Below are 20656 nucleotides of genomic sequence, written 5' to 3'. Positions count from 1 at the left end.
CAGAAATTTGGAGCAACCTCTCCCTAAATAAAGGTTCCTCGCTCTTTTTTAACATATATCGACAAAGTGAATGGAAAACAAGATCTTCTTCATACTTATTCCTCGAGTCGCTTTAAAGACGAGCAAAAACCGTTCAAATAATAACCAGCGACATTGGCAACACCTTTAAAAGCCGTATAATGCCAGCCATTCCAGCCTAACCTGTTGTTCAGATAAGGCCAAAAAAGTGCATGAATTGCGTTTATCCATCGCACCATAGCGTAGCGGTCAAATGCAAAAACACCAAGAAAAGGGGAAAGTATGAAGCAGTTTGAAGTAAATTTTGATGGTTTAGTTGGCCCTACGCACAACTACGCAGGTTTGTCATTCGGCAATGTCGCTTCACTTAATAACGCCAACGCTGTAAGTAGCCCGAAGCAAGCGGCTAAGCAAGGCTTAGCGAAAGCAAAAGCATTATCTGACATGGGTATGATGCAAGGAATACTTGCTCCGCAGGAGCGCCCCGACATAGCAACACTTAGACGACTCGGCTTTACAGGTTCGGACGCAAGAGTATTAGAAAGCGCTGCAAAGCAATCTCGCGAGATATTCTTAGCATGTTGCTCTGCCAGTAGCATGTGGACCGCAAATGCCGCCACCGTCTCTCCTAGCGCTGATACAGCCGATGGGCGTGTGCACTTTACCCCAGCAAACCTAACCAACAAGTTTCATCGCTCTCTTGAGCCGAAAGTAACGGGAAATATTCTTCGTGGCACCTTTTCCGACGATAAATATTTCGCACACCATAATCATCTGCCTGACAACGAGCATTTTGGAGACGAGGGTGCCGCTAACCACACGCGCCTTTGCACAAACTACGGCCAACCTGGCGTAGAGTTATTTGTTTACGGTCGACACGCTTTCGACACAACAAAACCGGCCCCCAAAAAATACCCTGCTCGCCAAACGCTTGAAGCCTGTCAGGCAGTAGCCCGTTTACACGGACTGGCGGATAACCGCGTGGTTTACATGCAACAAAACCCTGACGTTATTGACCAAGGTGTATTCCACAATGACGTAATAGCCGTAGGCAATCAAAACGTGTTGTTCTTCCATGAGCAAGCGTTTTATCAAAAAGAAGCCGGATTGAGTGAACTACAGACTAAATTTGAAAATGAGCCACTTCATTTCATTGAGGTACCCACTGCTGAAGTATCAGTTCAAGACGCCGTTAAAACCTACTTATTTAACACGCAAATTATAACGCTTCCAAGCGGCGATATGACCATCATTGCGCCAACTGAGTGTGAGGAAAATGAAGCCGTTAAGCGCTATTTAGACAAGCTGGTAACGCTAGGTACGCCCATTAAGTCGGTTAATTATTTTGACGTTAAACAAAGCATGCGCAATGGTGGTGGCCCCGCTTGCCTGCGCTTGCGTGTGGCGATGAACGACCAAGAGCTCGCTGCGGTTAACCAAAATACGTTAATTAACGAAACACAGTTCGCACGCTTAAATGCGTGGGTCGATAAGCACTATCGCGATGAATTAAGTGAAGATGACTTGCGCGATCCGCAGTTGCTTATTGAATCACGCAGCGCGCTTGATGAACTTACGCAACTGCTTAACATTGGCTCGGTGTATCCGTTTCAGCAGAACTAAGCGCGTGCTGAAAATGCGGTTGACCTTAATGTACTTTACAAAATCTTGTAGAATTGATTGAACGAACGCTTTAACTTGCAAGTTATCGCATATCATCAAAGATATGTAAGATTGATGTCCTTTCAACCGCTAAGTTGAACAGCGAAGCCAAACAAAAAAAGAGCCAGTCAAACTGGCTCTTTTTTTTGTATTAATCTGTTGACGAACAGTCGGGGGTGGAACCAAAAGGATTTCGAGGAGGTACTACCGTTTCCTCACTCAAATCTTCTGCCGAAGCTTCCAAGAAATATTTCATTCTCGTTAATGCTTCGCTTCCTGTTGATTGTCCGTAAACAGTAATTACAACTTCTAGCCAGCCCCCGTAATTTTGTGGGTATCTTAACGCGAGCGTCGCACGCCCATTTTCGTCAGAAACTGGAGAAGTGGCAAAACTCAAAGTTCCAACAATGCCCGGCGTTAAGAGCCCATCATTGTTCTTGTCTTCAGTTTTTGAAGCTCCAGGTGCGATGTCCAAAATACCGTTGTCGTTTTCATCTTCAGTCAAACAAAAGTAACGAGCGCCACTGAGTTCAGGGTTCTCGGGATCTGTTGCACTTGTCCATACAGTTCCGTTCCATACCCTAAAGCCCTTAACGAAGCCGCCCCCTTCACTAAACTTAACTGGCGACACTGAGGCAGTAAGCTCAACTCCACTAACAGGTTGACCTGCACTGTCGGAAACAAACACGGCAAATTCTTTGAGATAGCTGCTTGAATCTTCTTCTACAATCTGGTTTCCAGTCCCTAAAGAAATTGCAAACCGCGCGTTTGACACTGTCAATATTGCTTGGTCCTGTACCTCGGGTAACACGCCAACCACTTGAGCAGTTACAACAACTGATTCATTGCTAGATACTGCGCCAGACGTGAACACGGTACTCGCAACACCGTTGCTATCAGTTACCGCTTGTGAAGGCGAAATGGTACCTGTTGAAGGATCGTCAACATTAAATGATACGACTTGGTTCTTAACCAAATTATCGTTTTCGTCGCGCACTATTGCAGTAATCCGGCTACTTTGACCATCTGGACCTACAATGTCAGGTGTGGCATCAGCATTAATATAGAAAGGCTCATCTGCAATGAATTCTATGTCTACTGTTGATACAACTTCTACATTCTCCCCCGCAGAGTCTAAGCCAGACGCCGTGACGCTTGAAAAACCAGCATTGTTAGAGCTCAAGCTAAAAGTGAATACCCCATCAGCATCGGTCACAAACGTCTGGTCTGGATTGGTGTAATCTACCTGCCCTCTCGAGGCAGTAACTAGCACCTTCCTATTTGCAACAGGGCTATTATCTTTTAACCAGCGCCCCGTAAGCGTAGTAGCTTCATTCAAAGACACTTCACTTGTAGGTGCCTCAGTAAACTCAAAGTTATCTTCTTGCACAACGATAGAAATAATATCAGAAGCACCAAGCGCTTCGATGCCAAACTGATCTTCACCAGAAACAATAGCGTTATAAACCACTTCTACTTGGCCATTTGCATCAGTTGTCAACGTCGTTTGGCTGAACGTTCCTACCGTGTTGGGTGTTATAGTAATTTCTTGATTGGGAATGGTGTTTCCATCCGAGTCAACCACTCTTAATATATAGTTAGCCGTTTTATTAAGTATTACAGAACTAGGCCCGTTAGCAGTTACTTCTGTGCCCTTTACCTCAATCTCGACTTCCTCGGTAGGCAAAGAACCAACTTGAGCCATTACTTTAATAAAACGATTCTCAGCATTATTTTGAGACGAGACAATTGCTCTTGCGGTACCATCCGCCTGAGTAACTGGCTGTGTTAATCGAATTTCAACACCTTCTGATGCTGGTGCAAAGAACCTTACATCAACACCTTCCATCAAAACGCTTTGGTCGTTTTTGACCAGCGCGATCAATTCAATTTCGTCGCTACCGCTTGATGCTAACTGTATGCTGCTCGCAAACAATTCCAATGTAGCAGGCTCTTCACTTACCGTTACGCTACCTGTAGAGCTAAACGTCGTAGTGTCAGATTCTCCAGACTCGAGTGTAACGGTCACCGAACCATCACCAGAAAGCGAACCGACTGACATACCTATTGTGGCTACACCTTGCTCGTTGGTCAGCGCTGTAGATGTATCATTAGAAAACGTCGCCAATTCGTCGTTGCTTAAAGAGAATGTTAAGAGAAGATCTGCTTGAGGCTGCCCTTGAGAATCTGTAACAGTCGCAACGGCTTGTAGCGTATTTTCACTCGAGAGACTGTTATCTGTTTCGCCACTGGCGTTCACTAATACCAGTTCTACCCCTATTGCGTTAGGCCCTGATGTGGCCACTGCAGTTGCAGAAAATGTTGTACTGCCCGTTTCACCAGATCCTAGCGAGGCAGTTATTTCACCATCGCCCGAGGCGGTGCTGGCAAGCAACCCTATCCTGGCAATGCCCTCTTCATTAGTACGCGCGGTACCTGTATCGTTTGCGAATTGCGCTAGCTCTGCGTTGCTGAGCGTAAACGTAAGAAGTGCGTCTGAAAGTGGGTCGCCGTTTTGGTCTCTAACTTGAGCTACCGCAAACAAGTTGTTGTTTTCACTTAACTCAGTGTCATTCTCTCCACTGGCGTTCTGCATAGACATAGTAATGGTATAGGTTGTGTTACTACCACCATCCCCACCATTACTGCCATTACCTCCATCGCCTGTATCGCTGCGAGAGACCGAACCGCCTCCGCCACATGCCGTTAGTATAATTATTGTGCTAATCAAGCTTAGCATTCTCGCTAATGTCGACATAATTCGTTCCTGAACCTCTTTTATTGACAATTGCGTCGTTTTTTATGTTTAAAAATCAACTGAATCTGGCACACTACCAGTGATTAAAAATATAATAATGCACAGGAAACTTTCATGTCTTCATCTGCACATAAATATAGTTTAACCGCTCGTATTTTTTTCGGCATGGCTGCCGGTATTTTAACGGGTGTCTTTCTCCAATTTTTATTCGATGATAACGGAGATTTTACGTTCTCGGTATTCGGTTTCGAACTATCAACGTATAACATTCTTGTTGAAGGTATATTTTCAACGCTAGGTCAGATATTCGTTGCCAGCTTAAAAATGTTAGTCGTCCCTCTGGTGTTTGTCTCGCTAATATGCGGAACAAGCACGTTATCAGACCCGAGTAAACTAGGTCGACTAGGCGCAAAATCCGTTGGTTTATATGTTGTTACAACAGCCATTGCAATAACATTAGCAATGAGTATAGCCTTAGTTGTATCGCCGGGGGAAGGGCTAAACCTCACAACAGAGACAACTTATCAGGCAAAAGAAGCACCTAGCCTGTCTGATGTTATCGTCAACATGTTCCCAAGTAACCCTATAAACTCTATGGCGCAAGGCAATATGCTACAGATAATCGTGTTTGCGGTGCTGTTCGGTGTAGCCATGGCAATGACCGGAGATGCAGGAAAACGCCTTACCTCAATCTTTGAGGATATTAATACCGTTATTATGAAGCTGGTCACGATAATCATGAACTTGGCGCCTTATGGTGTATTCGTTCTAATGGCTAAACTTTTCTCAACCATTGGCGGTGAAACCATCTTTAGTCTCGCCAAATATTTCTTTTTGGTATTTGGCGTGTTGATTTTGCATGGTTTAGTTACCTATTCCGTATTGCTTAAAGCCTTATCGGGTCTCAACCCACTTATTTTGATCAGAAAAATGCGTGATGCAGCGCTATTTGCTTTTAGTACATCAAGTAGTAGTGCTACGTTACCTGTAACCATGGAAACAGCAAAAAATAAACTCGGCGTAGGTAACTCGGTGTCGTCTTTTACATTACCTCTAGGCGCAACCATTAACATGGATGGCACAGCCATTATGCAGGGCGTGGCGACCGTCTTTATAGCACAAGTATATGCGGTAGATTTAAGCTTGAGCGATTACATGATGGTAGTGTTAACTGCCACGCTAGCCTCAATTGGAACAGCTGGCGTACCGGGCGTTGGGCTGATTATGCTTGCTATGGTACTGCAGCAGGTTAATTTACCGGTCGAAGGCATCGCATTAATAATAGGCGTAGATCGATTGCTGGATATGACGCGCACGGCAGTAAATATTACCGGCGATTGCATGGTATCTTGCGTTGTTGCAAAAAGCGAAGGCGCGTTAGATGAGAATATTTATAACGATCCTAACGCGGGTGAAAAACAAGAAGACGTTGATTTCAAACATTTCGACAAGAACGACTAAAGTGCTACGAAGAGGTTGCAAAGCAACCTCTTCGTCAAAACAACACTAAACGACAAATAAAAACTAATGCAGCGCAGCAGAAGGAGAAATCTTCGCTGCTTTGTGCGCGGGGTATAAGGTAGCAGTTACGCTTAAAAACAAAGCAACGCAAACCGTTGCAATGACATCAAGCCACTGTAATTCAGATGGAAGAAAATCAATAAAGTAGATATCGCCTGACAGTATCTCAATACTCAGCGCTTGCTCGACAAACCCTACGATATCTGAAAGATTTGGCGCAATAATTACAGCCAAGCCAACCCCCGAAACCACACCAACAAGGCCATTAATTATGCCTTGAAAAACAAATGTCATCCTAATCGTATTATCGGTAGCTCCCATCGTTTTTAATATGGCAATGGCCGCCTGTTTATCTCTCACCGCCATTACCAAAGAAGAGACAATATTAAAACAAGCTACTGATATTACCAGTACAAGAGCGATATATACTACAGTACGAACTAATTGAATATCGTTGTAAAGATGGCCTTGAGTCCTTGTCCAGTCTGACATGTAAACAGCTTGCGGAAACGAGTACCCAATGTCCCGCATCGCTTCTGCTGCGCCAAACGGATCGTGAAAACTAAAACGGATCCCTTTTGCCTTAGTGGCGAGCTCTAACGCCTGTGAGGCTTTCTGCAGGTGCATTATGCCAAGTTGATTGTCAAGCTCACCGCCAATAGACAATACCCCAGACACTTCTAAACTAATTGTATTGGGTGCTTTAAATGTAAGGTCGCTGGTCGTTTGAGGCACCAGAATTTGCACTCTGTCGCCCACAGAAAGTCCCATTTCAAGAGCAATGCCTTTTCCAACAATCACACCGTTATCTGATGCAGCAAACTGCGTCCATTGGCCAGGCTCAACTTTGTCAACAAAATCGCCACTCACATCGTCAATTGGCAAGCCTGTTATTTGAATAGCCTTTAGTGCGCCCTTAAATTGAAGCATACCCGTCAAACCTGTAAACGGTACAGCTTGTGCTATGCGTTTATCTTGCTGAAATCGATACAGTTGTGCGTCTAAATTTTCTATTCCTTTATTATCAACACTGTAAATTTCGCCGTGTGGAACAACAGTTAATATTCGAGTGGTTAACTCCCTTTCAAACCCGTTCATTACACTAAGAAGTGTGATCAGAACGAAGCACCCTAAGCCAATGCCTACAGTAGAAGACATAGAAATAAAAGAAACAAAACGCTGCTGAGAACGAGTTTTACGGAATCTTTGTGCCAGTTGTAATGCCAACATATTATCTATTCTTCCGCGCCTTGTGTACGCGTTAACAACACGCCATCCTTGATTTTCAATACCCTATCCATTTTATTTGCCAATGCGACATCGTGCGTAACCACAACAAATGCGGTACCTATTTCTTCGCTCAAGTCAGATAGTAGTTGGTAGATGCTTTTGCCTGTCGAGTCATCGAGGTTTCCGGTAGGTTCATCTGCAAGGACTATAGCCGGTTCAGTAATTAATGCTCTTGCAATAGCAACGCGCTGTCTTTCCCCACCAGACAGTTCAGACGGCAAGTGATTTATCCTGTGTTCCAATCCAACTTGCGCGAGCATTGCCTGAGCTTTTTGCTCCGCTTTTCTAGCAGAAAGTCCCCGAATACGAAGGGGCATTGCAGTATTTTCAAGTGCAGAGAACTCACCGAGTAAGTGGTGAAACTGATAAATAAACCCTATCTCATCATTGCGCAATTTTGCCAAAGCATTTGTGTTTAGCTTCATCAAAGATTGCCCTTTGAATTCAACCTCTCCACTGCTTGGCGTATCAAGCCCACCGAGTATGTGTAGAAGCGTACTTTTACCTGAGCCCGAACTACCTAATATAGCAACATGCTCACCCGCTTTTACGGCTAAAGAAACATTGTTGAGCACTTGAGTAATATTGCTGCCTTCTTGGTAGGTTTTTGTGATGTTGCGGCAAACTAGCACATCCTGCATGCGGAAAATCTTCTCAGTTTTATCAAACGGTAAATGGTAGCGTTAAACACTACCAACACCAAATAGTAAATACTACTTTTCAGCACTTACATTGTATCTAAAACACATTTTCCAAGTGATTCTGCTGACTGAGGTTTACCAAACAGCCAACCTTGGCCGTAGCCAATTGTGAGGCTTTTTAGTTCGCTGCATTGGTCAGAGTTTTCTACGCCTTCTGCAATCAGGTCAACATTTAGTCCGTCCGCGATGCTCACAATGTGAGGGATCAGAGAAGACCGGATGCTGTTGTCTTCCATATCCATAACGAAGCTTCTGTCTATTTTAAGATAATCACAATTAAGCGTTTTTAGTTGGCTTAAATTAGAATACCCCACACCAAAGTCATCTATTGCAAATAAAAACCCTTTGCTTTTAAGCGATTTAATATGCTTCACAGCACTATGCGTGGCTATTTGCTCATCTTCAGTAATTTCAAGCACCAGCTTAAAGTTTTTGACGTTCATCTCTAGAACGAAGTCTAAATCTAAGCAACCTTCTCGAGTAAAGTCGAAAGGAAACAGATTGAAAGACACCTTAAATCCTTCTGGAATATCATCATTACTGTTCAGCTCGTTCATTGCTGTAGTAATCATGTCAATAGTGAATTCCCACGTCATTTCTTGCTCTTTGACTTGGGGAATAAATTCATCGGGATATATGGGCCCAAACTCGTCTTCGAAACGACTGAGAACCTCACAACCTATTACCTTTCCGGTATTCAAATCGACAAAGGGTTGGTACAAGCAGAAAAACCTATGTTCTTTGAGGCCTTTACTCACACGAGATTCTAGCGAACGCCTTCGGCGCAGATAATTAAACGTTAACATGTGGGTTAATGCAGCAGTCATTAGCATTACGCAAACAAACAGTACCAATTTCCCCATATGTATATCGAGCACTCTTCCATTGTCTGATCGCACCTTAAGACACGTGTTGGTATAGCGTTCATCACATTTAATAAACTGGAGAGAAAAATAACTCGTTCGTTCGTGGATATCTTGTTGACTAAGAGTCGCGTCGACTAATCCAGGGTTCCCTGCCATGTGATAAAACGTGTCACCATTGTAGAAAAGTTGCCAGTCCTGAGTAAAACTGTAGCCGATGACACCATCCATATCTAACACAGCGTTGTACTTGCCGCGTTTTACAATCGTGCCCGTCGCTTGTTTATCAAAAAGTTGGAGCGGAGTGTTTATCCAAAATGCATCACCCAGTTGAGTATAAAAGTCTGGCGTGGCTTCTTGAACTGGTTCTTCCAAAAAGCCTAAGTACGTACTACACAACAGTTCGCCGTCTTCATAGAAGCCAATTTCTTTAACAAACCTTGAACGAAAAAGTGTCTTTCGCATTTCTGACAAGTTTTCGATGGTACATTTTTCATATGGAAGTGTATTTAAGTAATCTAAAGTAATCTCAGCATCGCGAAAAACAATTCTGACATTGTTTAATATTTCGGTTGCACGGTTTTCCTCTTGCTCTTTCACAAAAATGAACATAATCGTAGCAAGCACTACCGTTATAGCAGCTACACTGAGCAATGAAACGCCTATTGCTTTTAAATTATCGGCAAGAAAATATTGTTTTTGTTCGCTTCTAGTCATAAACCTATAAATACACAATGGATCAACAGCTTAAATGTAGTATAGATTTTAAAAATAGCACGTTAACTTTACGTGTAAATTGAAAAAGTTCTGAGTGATTTGTAATGTAAACTTTGTAAGAGACAAGCGAGGAAATAAATAAGGAATAGGCATTAGTGGCGGAGCGGACGGGACTCGAACCCGCGACCCCCGGCGTGACAGGCCGGTATTCTAACCAACTGAACTACCGCTCCACATAATGTTTTTTTGCGAACTCGACGATGGCGGAGCGGACGGGACTCGAACCCGCGACCCCCGGCGTGACAGGCCGGTATTCTAACCAACTGAACTACCGCTCCGAAGACATTTAACTATACCATTGAGAGGGCCGGTATTCTAACCAACTGAACTACCGCTCCACATAATCGAGATTGCACTGTATAACTAAATGGCGGAGCGGACGGGACTCGAACCCGCGACCCCCGGCGTGACAGGCCGGTATTCTAACCAACTGAACTACCGCTCCACATCTTCAATGTTATCAGTGAGTTGACTTGGCTGTTGTTGCCCTGTCCCCTGACTGCGGCGCAGATAATACGTATTCCCCCATGTGGAGTCAACGCTTTTTATTAATAAAATTGTCATCTGCGGTTTGTTTGCCTGTTAAATAAGCACTATGTCGAAATATACTTCAACTTGTATGAATATAAGACGCATTAAAACGCGCCACTCGTCATTGTGTATCGTTTGACTTATTTTTCTTTTTAAAAATTGCTAGCAGTTTCTGAATGCCCTTTTTATCACTTTCCATGGTAAGTTCAGCGTCAGTCGTCTTTTCGACTGGCGCTGAATTCGCACTCGAGGCATCATTGCCACTGGTGGGCGGTGGATTCTTACGCTTGCGCAAAAGAACGATGAGCACACCACAAAGAATACCGATCACAACTATAGAGCCATTGACCGCAGCAATCCAAAAAATAAGCGTGTCATTGTCCATGCCCTCATCTTCGGGTGTGCTTGGTAATGTTAAAGGACTATCGACTCCAGCTCGTTCTTCTTGTGGTTGAATACCCTCTTCAAGAATCTTAGCGCTATCATCGGTCATTTCTGCTATTTCTTGCTCTTCGGGGTCACTTGCGACAAAGCTAAATTCAGGTACGTCTAATATAAAGTCTCGACCGTCTATCGTGGTGCCGTAGGCAGTTACCTTAACGCGAAAAATTCCCTCTTCATAAGCGACTATTAAATGCTCTCTGGGTTGTGAGCCACCTTCGGTTAACGAAAAATTTTGCATATCTGCATTGGGGAATTTGACTTTGCCATCGACTAAGAAAGATTCAATATCAACTAACTCTCTATCTACATCGATAATGATTTTATGATATCCCTCTCCGCCTCCGTGTTGTTCAACAGCTACTGTCACAGGGTTTTCATGAAGAACAATAAGTTCACCCGTTTGCTCACGCGTGTACATAGGTGTTTTTACGCGAAAGATAGGCTTCCATTCACCCGGCGTTATTTTTAAATTGAACTGGCCTGTAAATATGCCATCGCCAGGACGCTCATCCATCCCACGACCATTATCTTCAAATGTGGCGATATTTTGCTTGTTTGCGCCAAAATTGTCGTAGTTGGGGTTGTTACTACTTACAAACTCAATATCTAACTCAACCACATCGCGAAATTGGCTATTTTCGATAGGTTTGCCATTATTTGTTAAATACGCAGTAGATTTAAGAATTTCGCCAGCAAAAAGAAGTTCAGGAAGCGCTTCGGCTTTCAGTTCAATATTCGATAAAACCATTACTCGGCTGCCTGGGAGCACTTCCCCTACCGCTTGCCAGGGCCCTGGCACGGGATTCTTTATCGTGATCATATCGAACGTGTCGGCATCAAACCACTTTACTTTCTCTTCATCAACGGTGCTTTGGAACAGCTTAGAGCCATCAGGTCGAACAAGTACTACTGGAGCAGAACCATATTCTCTGAAGAAGACCATTGTCACTTCAGACACGTTGTAATCTACACGAAAACGGTTTTGAAGCAGCGATATTGAATTTGTATATTCATCGCCTAAATCGGTTAGAGGAGCTTCGTCAATTTGACTCGTTGACGGCTTGGGTTGTTGCAACGCGCTCGTTGCCTTTTCTCGCACTTCATCTCGCTCTTCCTGCGTTTGCGCAACTGCGCTTCTGACAAATAGCGTAAATAAAATAATAACCCAATAAAGCCTCATTCTCACGCTTCACTGCTCCTGCTTTTCTTTCATAGTATTTTCAGCAGCATATTAGCTGCCATTTTATGTTTCTTCAGGCACTGGCCGCCACAGACAATTCCCTGAAGCTTGTTGAACGATGTCCAAGCGTGCTTCGTGCTGTGTTATCTCATCGGCGGTAGCTTTAATAACCTTTAATTTATTTGCGCTTCGTTTAACTCTTCGTATCGCGGTGGAATCGGCATCACTGCCAGAACTAGATGCGAGTTTAAGTTTGGTCTGCCCACCGGTCATTAACAGGTAAACATCTGCCAGAATTTCTGCATCCAGCAAAGCGCCGTGGAGAGTACGATGGCTATTGTCTATACCATAGCGCTTACACAGCGCATCTAGGTTGTTTTTTTGACCGGGATGCATTTGTCGAGCAAGGGTAAGCGTATCTAGTACATCACAAATTTGGTTGGTAATAACGCCTTTGGTAGACGTTTCCATGCCAAATTCGTGATCCATAAACCCAACGTCGAAGGGGGCGTTATGAATAACTAATTGTGCCCCTTTAATAAAGCTCACGAACTCTTGAGCCACTTGAGAAAATGTAGGCTTATCGGCTAGAAACTCATTGGTAATACCGTGAACTTCAATTGCTTCTTGTTCAATATGACGGCCAGGGTTGATGTATACGTGAAAGTGATTCCCTGTCAAACGGCGGTTAACAACTTCAACACACCCTATTTCGATAATGCGGTGGCCTTCTTTGGGGTCAATACCTGTGGTTTCAGTATCGAGAACAATTTGGCGCATGGAACCTCTACTATAATTGCACGTTCATTTTTTGATAGTATATCAACCCCTTCGCAATCCGCTAAGGGAAAAGACGATATAAATTAAGCCAGTTAAATCAAAGGAAACGCTGTGGCTCAAAAGACCATTCATATATACACCGACGGCTCCTGCTTGGGCAACCCCGGACCGGGCGGGTACGGAGCTGTACTGATTTACAAGCAGCATAGAAAAGAGTTGAGCGACGGCTTTGCCCACACAACTAATAACCGTATGGAATTATTAGCCCCTATCGAAGCGCTTAATAGCTTAAATGAATCGTGCAACGTTGAATTAACTACCGACAGCCAGTACGTAAAAAATGGTATTAATCAGTGGATCCATAACTGGCGCAAAAACGGTTGGCGTACGGCAGATAAAAAACCCGTCAAGAACGCAGATTTGTGGAAGCGGCTAGATGAAGCGGTAAAAAAACATCAGGTAAAGTGGCATTGGGTAAAAGGCCATTCGGGGCACCCTGAAAATGAGCGCTGTGACGACCTGGCCCGCAATGCGGCAGAAGCCAATCCAACGAAACCCGATGAAGGCTTCGTTGGCAGTTAGATAAGCTTAATGCAAAGCACTTTTAGCGAGCGCTGTTTGCCAAAGGCTTTTTAACAAACGCTGTTTACCAAGAAAGAACCAACTTGCCCTGCGTATCGTTGTTTTCCAAACGCACGTGGGGCTCGCTGATATCTTCAATAGAATAATGGGTATCAATATTTACAATAAGCTCTTTATTTTCAAAAGCGGGCAAACACACGTTGGCAAAATCACGGATCAAATCCGCTTTGTAAGCGTCACTTCGATTCCTAAGGGTTGTGCCAATAATTGACGCTCTTTTACCTAACAGCATTGCCATATCAAGGTTGTCTGCATATCGGCCCGCCAGCATCGCTAAATAGACGACCTTTCCATCCTGTTTTAGTATTTTGAGGTTTCGGTTTAAGTAGTCACCACCCACCATATCAAGCACCATATCAACACCTTCAGGCCAGACTTTTTTAAGCACATCATCAAACTTTTGCTGCTTGTAGTTTATAAGGTGCTCTGCCCCATTACTTTCACAAAGGTTAAGCTTATTTTGGCTTGATGCTGTTACCGCGCTGTGCACACCCCAGTAGCGACAAAGCTGTGTGGCAGCCAGCCCTACACCGCTTGCACCGCCATGAATTAACGCCCGTTCAGCCGGCTTTACATGTGCGATTGTGCGCAGACACTGAAATGCCGTAAGAAATACTTCGGCCAAACCCGCGGCTTCAAAAAAAGGCATACCTTTGGGGATGGGCATTAAATGCGCTGGATTAACAACGACTTCAGTGGCATAGCCGCCACCTGCAACCAAACCAAATACTTCATCTCCCTCTTTAAAGGTACTAACATCACTGGCAACTTCTGATACCACGCCGGCGACCTCTAATCCGAGGATTTCACTTTCCCCTGGCGGAGGTGGATAGTTGCCTTGACGCTGCAACGTATCTGCGCGATTTACCCCAAATGCTTTAACGTCAACTTTCACTTTCCCCGCTGCTAACGACAGCCCTTCACGTTCCTTAATAACGAGCTCGCTAGGGCTGCATCCTTTTTCAAAATCGACATATCGCATAATTTACATCCAATCCTAGTCTTAAATTTCAATCGTAATTGATCTACGTACTTTTATATCAAACAGTTTTGGGTTTATTAACACAGAACTTATGAAATTGCGTATAATCGCGGCCATTATTGTAAGCGAGTAAACCCGCTTAACTCAGTTTCACATTTCTTAAATTAGTAAGAGAGCATCCATGTCAGCACAGGTCATATTACAGCCATCCAGAGACAAATCACTTCGCCGCAAACACCCTTGGGTATTCGAAAGCGCCGTGGCTGAGCTAAAGGGCCGCGCCCGGGTTGGCGATACGGTAGACGTGTTTGACTCTGAAGGCGAATGGTTAGGTCGAGGCGCTTACTCTCCAAATTCAAAAATTCGCGTTCGTATGTGGACGTTTAAAAAAGACGAAAGCATTGATAACGGATTTTTCCTGCGCCGTTTAGAAACTGCGTTAGCCCTGCGTAAGCGCCTGTTTGACCCAAGCAAAACAAATGCGTTTCGCTGGATAGCGTCTGAAAGTGATGGTCTTCCCGGCATCACTATTGACCTATACGATAACGTTGCTGTGCTTCAGCTTTTAAGCGCGGGCGGCGAAAAACACAGAGATAAGATAGTGTGGGCAATTACTAAGCTCATGCCTGACGTGCACATATACGAGCGAAGCGACGTAGATGTGCGCAAAAAAGAGGGTTTAGAGCCGGTAACAGGTGTGCTTCACGGTGAGCCCCCCATGCAAGTAACCGTGAAAGAAAACGGCATTAATATTGTTGTCGATATAGAAAACGGTCATAAAACCGGCTTTTATTTGGATCAGCGAGACAGCCGTGCCGCGGCTGCACACTACGCGAAAGATGCCGACGTACTCAACTGTTTTAGCTACACAGGTACGTTTTCTTGCTATGCACTTGCCGGCGGTGCTAAATCCGTGACTAACGTTGATGTATCTCAGCCTGCGCTTGATTTGGCCAAACATCACGTGGCCATCAACGGATTAGATGAAGATAAAGCGCACTATGTAAACCAAGATGTTTTTAAGGCGCTGCGCGAATATCACGAAAAAGGCAAACAATTTGATATGGTAATACTCGATCCGCCAAAGTTTGTCGACAGCAAAGCAACATTAAACCGCGCTGCCCGCGGCTATAAAGATATCAACATGTACGGCATACATGCTGTTAAATCTGGCGGACTGCTGCTTACATTTAGCTGCTCAGGCCTTATGCCGGCAGATTTATTCCAGAAAGTTGTGGCAGACGCTGCACTTGATGCAGGCCGCACCATTAAAATTATCGCAAGGCTCAATCAAGCGTCAGATCACCCTATCATTGGCAGCTACCCCGAAGGCTATTACCTGAAAGGGTTAGTTTGTGAGGTCTCAGACGACTAGCCGCAAACAAGCGCCCTTTTTGATAGAAAAAGGGCGCATTTATTAAGTTTACTGAACTAACGAGATACTATAGAAGGGGCTTAAGAGCGTAAGTCCGTCTTAAGAAGCAAACGTTACATCATTATTCGAGAAATCACCTGATAACTGCTGCGAGCTTTCACTCGCTGCATCTATGACATTTTCTTTGCTTTCAACTTTTTTCCACACCATCTCATGGAAATAAAATGCTACGGTATTGATAGCTGGTTCGACTAACGCTACCGCCCCACCAACGACCAAACTACCTGTAAGTAAGTAGGCAACCGTAAACGCTACCGAAAAGTGCATAACTGCAAAGGTAATTGTTTTTTTCATAATCGTCGCTCTTTGTTTTCAAAAATTAAATCAGTTTGCTTTCGCATTAATGAGAATTATTATCAATTAAGGACGATAGTTAAAATAGAAAAAATTGAATGGCCTATTCGGAATAGTGAATGAAAGGGAGAGACAAATTACGTTCATCATATCGTTGGCATTACTTAAGGATAGCGCTAGCAAGATTTAGCTGCTGTGTAAGACAAAACTTAGACTGACATAAACAACGCCAAAACGTTAGGAACAGGCGAAGGCGTCGCTTCGCCCTAGTAACAGATTCGTTGCTACTTCATCTGTGAAATTTCAACGCCTATGATACAGCTTGTCTCCGACTCAGGCTCGCAGCGTACAACCGTCGCCAACGCTGCCAAAGAGGGGATTTGAGAGCTAGACGATTCTATTGCAACACTTACTTGTGTGCCCACCTCTATCGATGGTTCATCGACCTCTAAAGACATTCCTGTAGCACTGATATCTCTGCACATTGCCTGCATGGTGCGGCTCGACTCATCGTCAGTAATTTGCAACTGACACGGCGAATTTACCATCATCCTGAAAAAATTTCGCTTATCGTCGTATCCCAACATGTCTACTTCTCCCGATTTTTAGCGTTACGCTTACGACTACTCTGTTGTTATAGGGCGATGACGTTACATTGTCAATCGAACTGTTTACTTTTTACCCAGCGCTAGCTAGTTATGTTCTCAGAAATTAACCGATAAGGTCGCTGCCTACATTGATTTTTAGCTTAATACAACAAGGCAAATCTAGAACTCTGACAAGTGCATGGTGATCCGCTTAGCTGATATAGGATAAGCCGTACCAAGCTGTTGCGCAAACAAAGAAACCCGCAGTTCTTCTATCATCCAGCGTACGTCTTTAAGAGCTTGAGGCACTTTGCCTTTGGGGTACTTGCTACACGCTTTTTCCCATTCTTTAATCGACTTTTCTACCGTTACCTGATGCATTCTGTCTTTGTTAGGGTCGATGGGGAGCTTTTCCAAACGGCGGGCTAGGCCCTTAATATAACGATTCCAATCATCTAACCTACTCTCGCCAATTTCAGAAACAAAGCCAGGAAAAACTAACGATGCCAAGTGGGCTTTACAGTCACCTAGGGCGTTTATCATCGTCAGCGGCACGTTACCTTTCATTTGTTTTTGGCATTGATGGGCAAGGGTAAGCCCCTGCTCTACTTGTTTGGCAATCTCTAACACCCTGTCATTAATGTTGGCACGAGCAATCTCTAAACAGGCCTCAAAATCGGCTTTGCTGCGAATGTCGGTGTTATTGGTTTTACAGTAATCACTGACAATGACGTCGATACCCGCAAAAATACAATCATCAATTAGCGCCTTCACTTGTCCAAATGGGTTGAAATACAAACCCAGTTTGGCTTTGTTAGGTAATTTGCTTTGTAAGTAATTAAGGGGTGACGGCATCGCGTTTTTAATCAATACATTCACGCCTTGCTTGTGCAGCACTTGGGCTTTATCCGCTTCTTCAATTAGCGCAATATCTACCTTATCGCCCTTTTGAACCAGCGCTGGGAACGCCTGAACTTCAAACCCACCAACTTTCTGCACAAAGGTTTCTGGCAAGCTTTCGAAATCCCACTGTTCGATGTTATTTCGCTCTAATTCCGGTGTTGCGGCTTTCTCAAAGGTTTGCTTCACCTGCCCTGCACACTGCTGTTTAAGCGCGTGCAGGTCGTCACCTTTGGCAATATCGTCACCGTTGTCATTAACTACCGCAAAGTGCATTTTTAAATGCTTATCAAGCTGATCTAAATTCCACTCTTCGCTTTCAATAATAACGCCCGTCATTTTGCGTAACTTATCGGTTACAGCTTCAAGCAGCGGCACTGGACGGTTGTTTTTATCCGTTTCACTGATATCAGCAAGGCACGCTTCAGCAAAGTTTGGCGCAGGCACAAAGTTACGACGCAAGCGTTTAGGCAAGGTTTTAATTAAACCCACAATGAGGTCGTGCCTTAGCCCCGGCACCAGCCAATCAAAACCTACGTTATCAACTTGATTAAGCACAGGCAGCGGGATGACAACAGTTACGCCATCGTCTTCAGCGTTAGGTTCGAAGTTATAGCGAAGCGGCAGCGTAATATTGCCTTGGCGCCATACATCGGGAAACGCGTTTGCTACCGACTGCCCAGGCTGCTGACGATATACGTCTTCTTCTTTAAACGTTAAACTGTCGTTGCTTCCATGCTGTCTAAACCACTTCTTAAACGCCGCATCGTTATTGACTTCAACCGGAATACGCTTGGCGTAAAAGCTTACAAGCTCTTCATCATCTACAATCAAATCGCGACGGCGAGTCTTTTGCTCAAATTCATCAGCTTGTTCCAGCAGTGCCTGATTTTCCTGTAAGAAGCTGTAATTGAGCTTAGTATTGCCCTCGACTAACGCTTCGCGGATAAATAGCTCGTGGCAGATTGGCGGGTCGATAAGGCTATAAACCTTTGCACGCTTCATCACTATGGGTAGCCCGAACAAAGTAACCTTTTCAAAGGCAATCACCGCGCCGCGCTTTTTAGACCAGTGTGGCTCTGAATAGCTTCGTTGCACAACGTGCTCGGCCAAAGGCTCTACCCATGCAGGGTCTATTTTTGCCACCATACGAGCAAATAGCTTAGAGGTTTCTACAAGCTCGGCTGCCATTACCCATTTGGGCTGGGATTTTGATAATCCCGAACCCGGGAAAATAAGAAAGCGCGAATTACGCGAGCCCATATACTCGCGCTCTTTGTCTTTAAAGCCCATGTGCGACAGCAAGCCGCTGGCGATGGCTTGGTGAATAGCTTGATAGTCGGCCTCTTGTTTTGAAATGCCAAAACCCAGCTCGGCAATAGATTTTTTGAGCTGGCTAACAATATCTTGCCATTCGCGCATACGTAAGTAGTTGATGAAATTCTGTTTACACCATTTGCGCAATTGGTTTTGGCTGAGTGCGTTTTGCTGCTCTCTAAACGCCATCCACAAGTTGTAAAGACTGATAAAGTCAGAATCTTTATCGTGGTATTCGCTGTGCTTCTCGTCTGCTTGCTGGCGTTTTTCCTGTGGACGCTCTCGCGGATCTTGAATTGAGAGCCCCGCTGCAATCACCATGACTTCGCTTAGCGCATTCGTGCGCTCGGCTTCAATCACCATACGAGCATAGCGAGGGTCGATAGGCAAACGTGCTACTTGACGACCTAACGGAGTAAGCTGCATCTTGCCACTTTGCTTGGTTTTCCGGTTATCTTTGCCTTTCGCAATAGCTTGAATTTCTTCAAGTAAACGGAATCCGTCGTTGATATTGCGGTTATCAGGCGGCTGAACAAATGGAAACGCAGCGATGTCGCCTAACCCTAAAGCAAGCATTTGCAAAATAACCGACGCTAAGTTGGTTCGCAGGATCTCTGGGTCGGTAAATTCTGGGCGGCCTAAATAGTCTTCCTCACTATAAAGGCGAATACAGATACCATCAGACACACGGCCGCATCGCCCTGCACGCTGATTCGCTGACGCTTGAGAAATGGGCTCAATAGGTAAACGCTGCACCTTACTTCTGGCGCTGTAACGTGAAATGCGGGCAAAGCCCGGGTCAATTACGTATTTAATACCGGGGACCGTAAGCGAGGTCTCTGCCACGTTGGTGGCAAGTACAATGCGTCTGCCGCTGTGAGACTGAAATATGCGGTTTTGCTCTGCCGCCGACAACCTCGCATACAGCGGAACAATTTCAGTGTTGCGATAATGCTGTTTGCTCAAGGCATCTTGGGTGTCGCGTATCTCGCGCTCCCCGCTTAAGAACACTAAGATATCGCCTGGCGCTTCACGCATTAGCTCGTCGACTGCATTTACGATGGCGTCGCTTTGATCAATATCGTCATCATTGTCTTCTGGCGCGTGATAACGAATTTCTACCGGATAGGTACGTCCGCTCACTTCGATAATCGGCGCATTATTAAAATGCTTTGAGAATCTCTCTGGGTCGATGGTGGCAGAAGTAATGATGAGTTTTAAATCAGGGCGTTTGTCTAAAAGCTGACGCAAATAGCCTAACAAAAAGTCGATATTAAGGCTTCGCTCGTGGGCTTCATCGATGATGATAGTATCGTACTGATTTAAGAAACGGTCTTGCTGCATTTCAGCTAACAGCATACCGTCGGTCATAAGTTTTACGTAGCTTCGCTCGCTTACCTGATCGCTAAAGCGAATTTTAAAACCTACCTTTTCGCCAAGTGGCGTGTTTAGCTCTTCGGCTATACGCGTGGCTACACTTCGCGCCGCTAACCGTCTTGGCTGGGTGTGGGCTATCATGCCATTTACACCGCGACCTAACTCTAAGCATATCTTAGGTAGCTGCGTAGTTTTACCCGACCCAGTCTCACCGGCCACGATAACCACTTGGTTATTCGCAATCGCTTCTTTGATATCTTCTTTTTTATCGCTAACCGGCAGCGGTGGGTATTCAACTTTGGGTAGGTTGTCTTTACGCCAATTACGCTTTTCTATCGATGCATTGATGTCGCCTTCGAGCTTTTCAAACTGCGCTTTTAAACTATCTTCGCTAACCGCGCTGTCACGTTTTGAAGCTTTGGGATTAGCAGCTTTTTTCTCCCCGCCTTTTCCTTCAACACCAGATTTATCATTCACTTTTTGTGCAAGCTGCGTAATGCGGCGTTTCAAGCGAAATTTATCTGCGCTCAAACAATCATCTAGTTTGTTGTAAAGAGGTTTTATTGCAAGTGGTGAAGACAAAGTGACATCCTAAAG

At 44.6% G+C, this 20656-nt stretch carries 14 protein-coding genes and 3 tRNA genes; 4 read left to right on the top strand and 13 right to left on the bottom strand.

Features of this window, described 5'->3' with window-relative positions; translation table 11 throughout:
• Window positions 1-300: 300 nt before the first annotated feature.
• Window positions 301-1641 carry an N-succinylarginine dihydrolase gene (astB, locus tag BK026_RS03265; RefSeq protein WP_071814524.1) on the top strand — a complete coding sequence of 447 codons (1341 nt, stop codon included), beginning with the start codon at window positions 301-303 and terminating at the stop codon, window positions 1639-1641.
• A 190-nt stretch (window positions 1642-1831) separates the two neighbouring features.
• On the opposite strand, the gene BK026_RS03260 is transcribed toward astB, so the two are convergent.
• A complete protein-coding gene (locus BK026_RS03260; protein WP_071814523.1) occupies window positions 1832-4438 on the bottom strand; it encodes an Ig-like domain-containing protein in 2607 nt (868 codons plus the stop codon).
• A 114-nt stretch (window positions 4439-4552) separates the two neighbouring features.
• Here BK026_RS03260 and BK026_RS03255 point away from each other — a divergent pair, with 114 nt between their 5' ends.
• Complete coding sequence (locus tag BK026_RS03255) at window positions 4553-5899, top strand: dicarboxylate/amino acid:cation symporter (RefSeq protein ID WP_071814522.1); 1347 nt, start codon at window positions 4553-4555, stop codon at window positions 5897-5899.
• A gap of 63 nt (window positions 5900-5962) precedes the next feature.
• Here BK026_RS03255 and BK026_RS03250 read toward each other — a convergent pair whose 3' ends face one another.
• The 8 genes from BK026_RS03250 to dnaQ all read right to left on the bottom strand — a co-directional run bounded on the left by BK026_RS03250 (window position 5963) and on the right by dnaQ (window position 12525).
• Entirely contained in the window at window positions 5963-7189 is a 1227-nt protein-coding gene (locus tag BK026_RS03250) for a lipoprotein-releasing ABC transporter permease subunit (RefSeq protein ID WP_071814521.1), read from the bottom strand.
• 5 nt (window positions 7190-7194) lie between these two features.
• Complete coding sequence (gene lolD, locus BK026_RS03245; protein WP_071814520.1) at window positions 7195-7890, bottom strand: lipoprotein-releasing ABC transporter ATP-binding protein LolD; 696 nt, start codon at window positions 7888-7890, stop codon at window positions 7195-7197.
• A gap of 86 nt (window positions 7891-7976) precedes the next feature.
• Window positions 7977-9530 (bottom strand): EAL domain-containing protein, encoded by a 1554-nt coding sequence (locus BK026_RS03240; RefSeq protein WP_071814519.1) that lies wholly within the window; start codon window positions 9528-9530, stop codon window positions 7977-7979.
• A 156-nt stretch (window positions 9531-9686) separates the two neighbouring features.
• Window positions 9687-9763 (bottom strand) — tRNA-Asp (locus BK026_RS03235).
• A gap of 28 nt (window positions 9764-9791) precedes the next feature.
• Window positions 9792-9868: transfer RNA gene (locus BK026_RS03230), tRNA-Asp, on the bottom strand.
• A gap of 90 nt (window positions 9869-9958) precedes the next feature.
• Window positions 9959-10035 (bottom strand) — tRNA-Asp (locus BK026_RS03225).
• A 207-nt stretch (window positions 10036-10242) separates the two neighbouring features.
• Complete coding sequence (locus tag BK026_RS03220; RefSeq protein ID WP_071814518.1) at window positions 10243-11751, bottom strand: TIGR03503 family protein; 1509 nt, start codon at window positions 11749-11751, stop codon at window positions 10243-10245.
• A gap of 57 nt (window positions 11752-11808) precedes the next feature.
• The gene (gene dnaQ, locus BK026_RS03215) at window positions 11809-12525 is read right to left on the bottom strand and encodes a DNA polymerase III subunit epsilon (protein WP_071814517.1); all 717 of its coding nucleotides are present in this window, start codon (window positions 12523-12525) and stop codon (window positions 11809-11811) included.
• Between the two features lie 111 nt (window positions 12526-12636).
• On the opposite strand from dnaQ, the gene rnhA reads away from it, so the two are divergent.
• Window positions 12637-13107 (top strand): ribonuclease HI, encoded by a 471-nt coding sequence (rnhA, locus tag BK026_RS03210; RefSeq protein WP_071814516.1) that lies wholly within the window; start codon window positions 12637-12639, stop codon window positions 13105-13107.
• A 64-nt stretch (window positions 13108-13171) separates the two neighbouring features.
• Here rnhA and BK026_RS03205 read toward each other — a convergent pair whose 3' ends face one another.
• A complete protein-coding gene (locus BK026_RS03205) occupies window positions 13172-14149 on the bottom strand; it encodes an NAD(P)H-quinone oxidoreductase (RefSeq protein ID WP_071814515.1) in 978 nt (325 codons plus the stop codon).
• 181 nt (window positions 14150-14330) lie between these two features.
• On the opposite strand from BK026_RS03205, the gene BK026_RS03200 reads away from it, so the two are divergent.
• On the top strand, window positions 14331-15524 hold the full coding sequence (locus BK026_RS03200; RefSeq protein WP_071814514.1) for a class I SAM-dependent rRNA methyltransferase: 1194 nt from the start codon (window positions 14331-14333) through the stop codon (window positions 15522-15524).
• Between the two features lie 99 nt (window positions 15525-15623).
• Here the strand turns inward: BK026_RS03200 and BK026_RS03195 are convergent, their stop codons facing one another.
• The 3 genes from BK026_RS03195 to hrpA all read right to left on the bottom strand — a co-directional run bounded on the left by BK026_RS03195 (window position 15624) and on the right by hrpA (window position 20641).
• Window positions 15624-15878 (bottom strand): DUF2061 domain-containing protein, encoded by a 255-nt coding sequence (locus BK026_RS03195; protein WP_071814513.1) that lies wholly within the window; start codon window positions 15876-15878, stop codon window positions 15624-15626.
• Window positions 15879-16162: 284 nt separating this feature from the next.
• The gene (locus tag BK026_RS03190; RefSeq protein WP_071814512.1) at window positions 16163-16465 is read right to left on the bottom strand and encodes a PilZ domain-containing protein; all 303 of its coding nucleotides are present in this window, start codon (window positions 16463-16465) and stop codon (window positions 16163-16165) included.
• Window positions 16466-16645: 180 nt separating this feature from the next.
• Window positions 16646-20641: an ATP-dependent RNA helicase HrpA gene (hrpA, locus tag BK026_RS03185; protein ID WP_071814511.1), complete on the bottom strand. Its 3996-nt coding sequence runs from the start codon at window positions 20639-20641 to the stop codon at window positions 16646-16648.
• Window positions 20642-20656 lie beyond the last annotated feature (15 nt).

This window comes from Alteromonas sp. V450 (assembly GCF_001885075.1).
In the GTDB taxonomy this organism is placed as follows: Bacteria; Pseudomonadota; Gammaproteobacteria; order Enterobacterales; family Alteromonadaceae; genus Alteromonas.
Note: the sequence above shows the minus strand (reverse complement) of the source record. Positions and strands in the feature narration are given on the sequence as shown.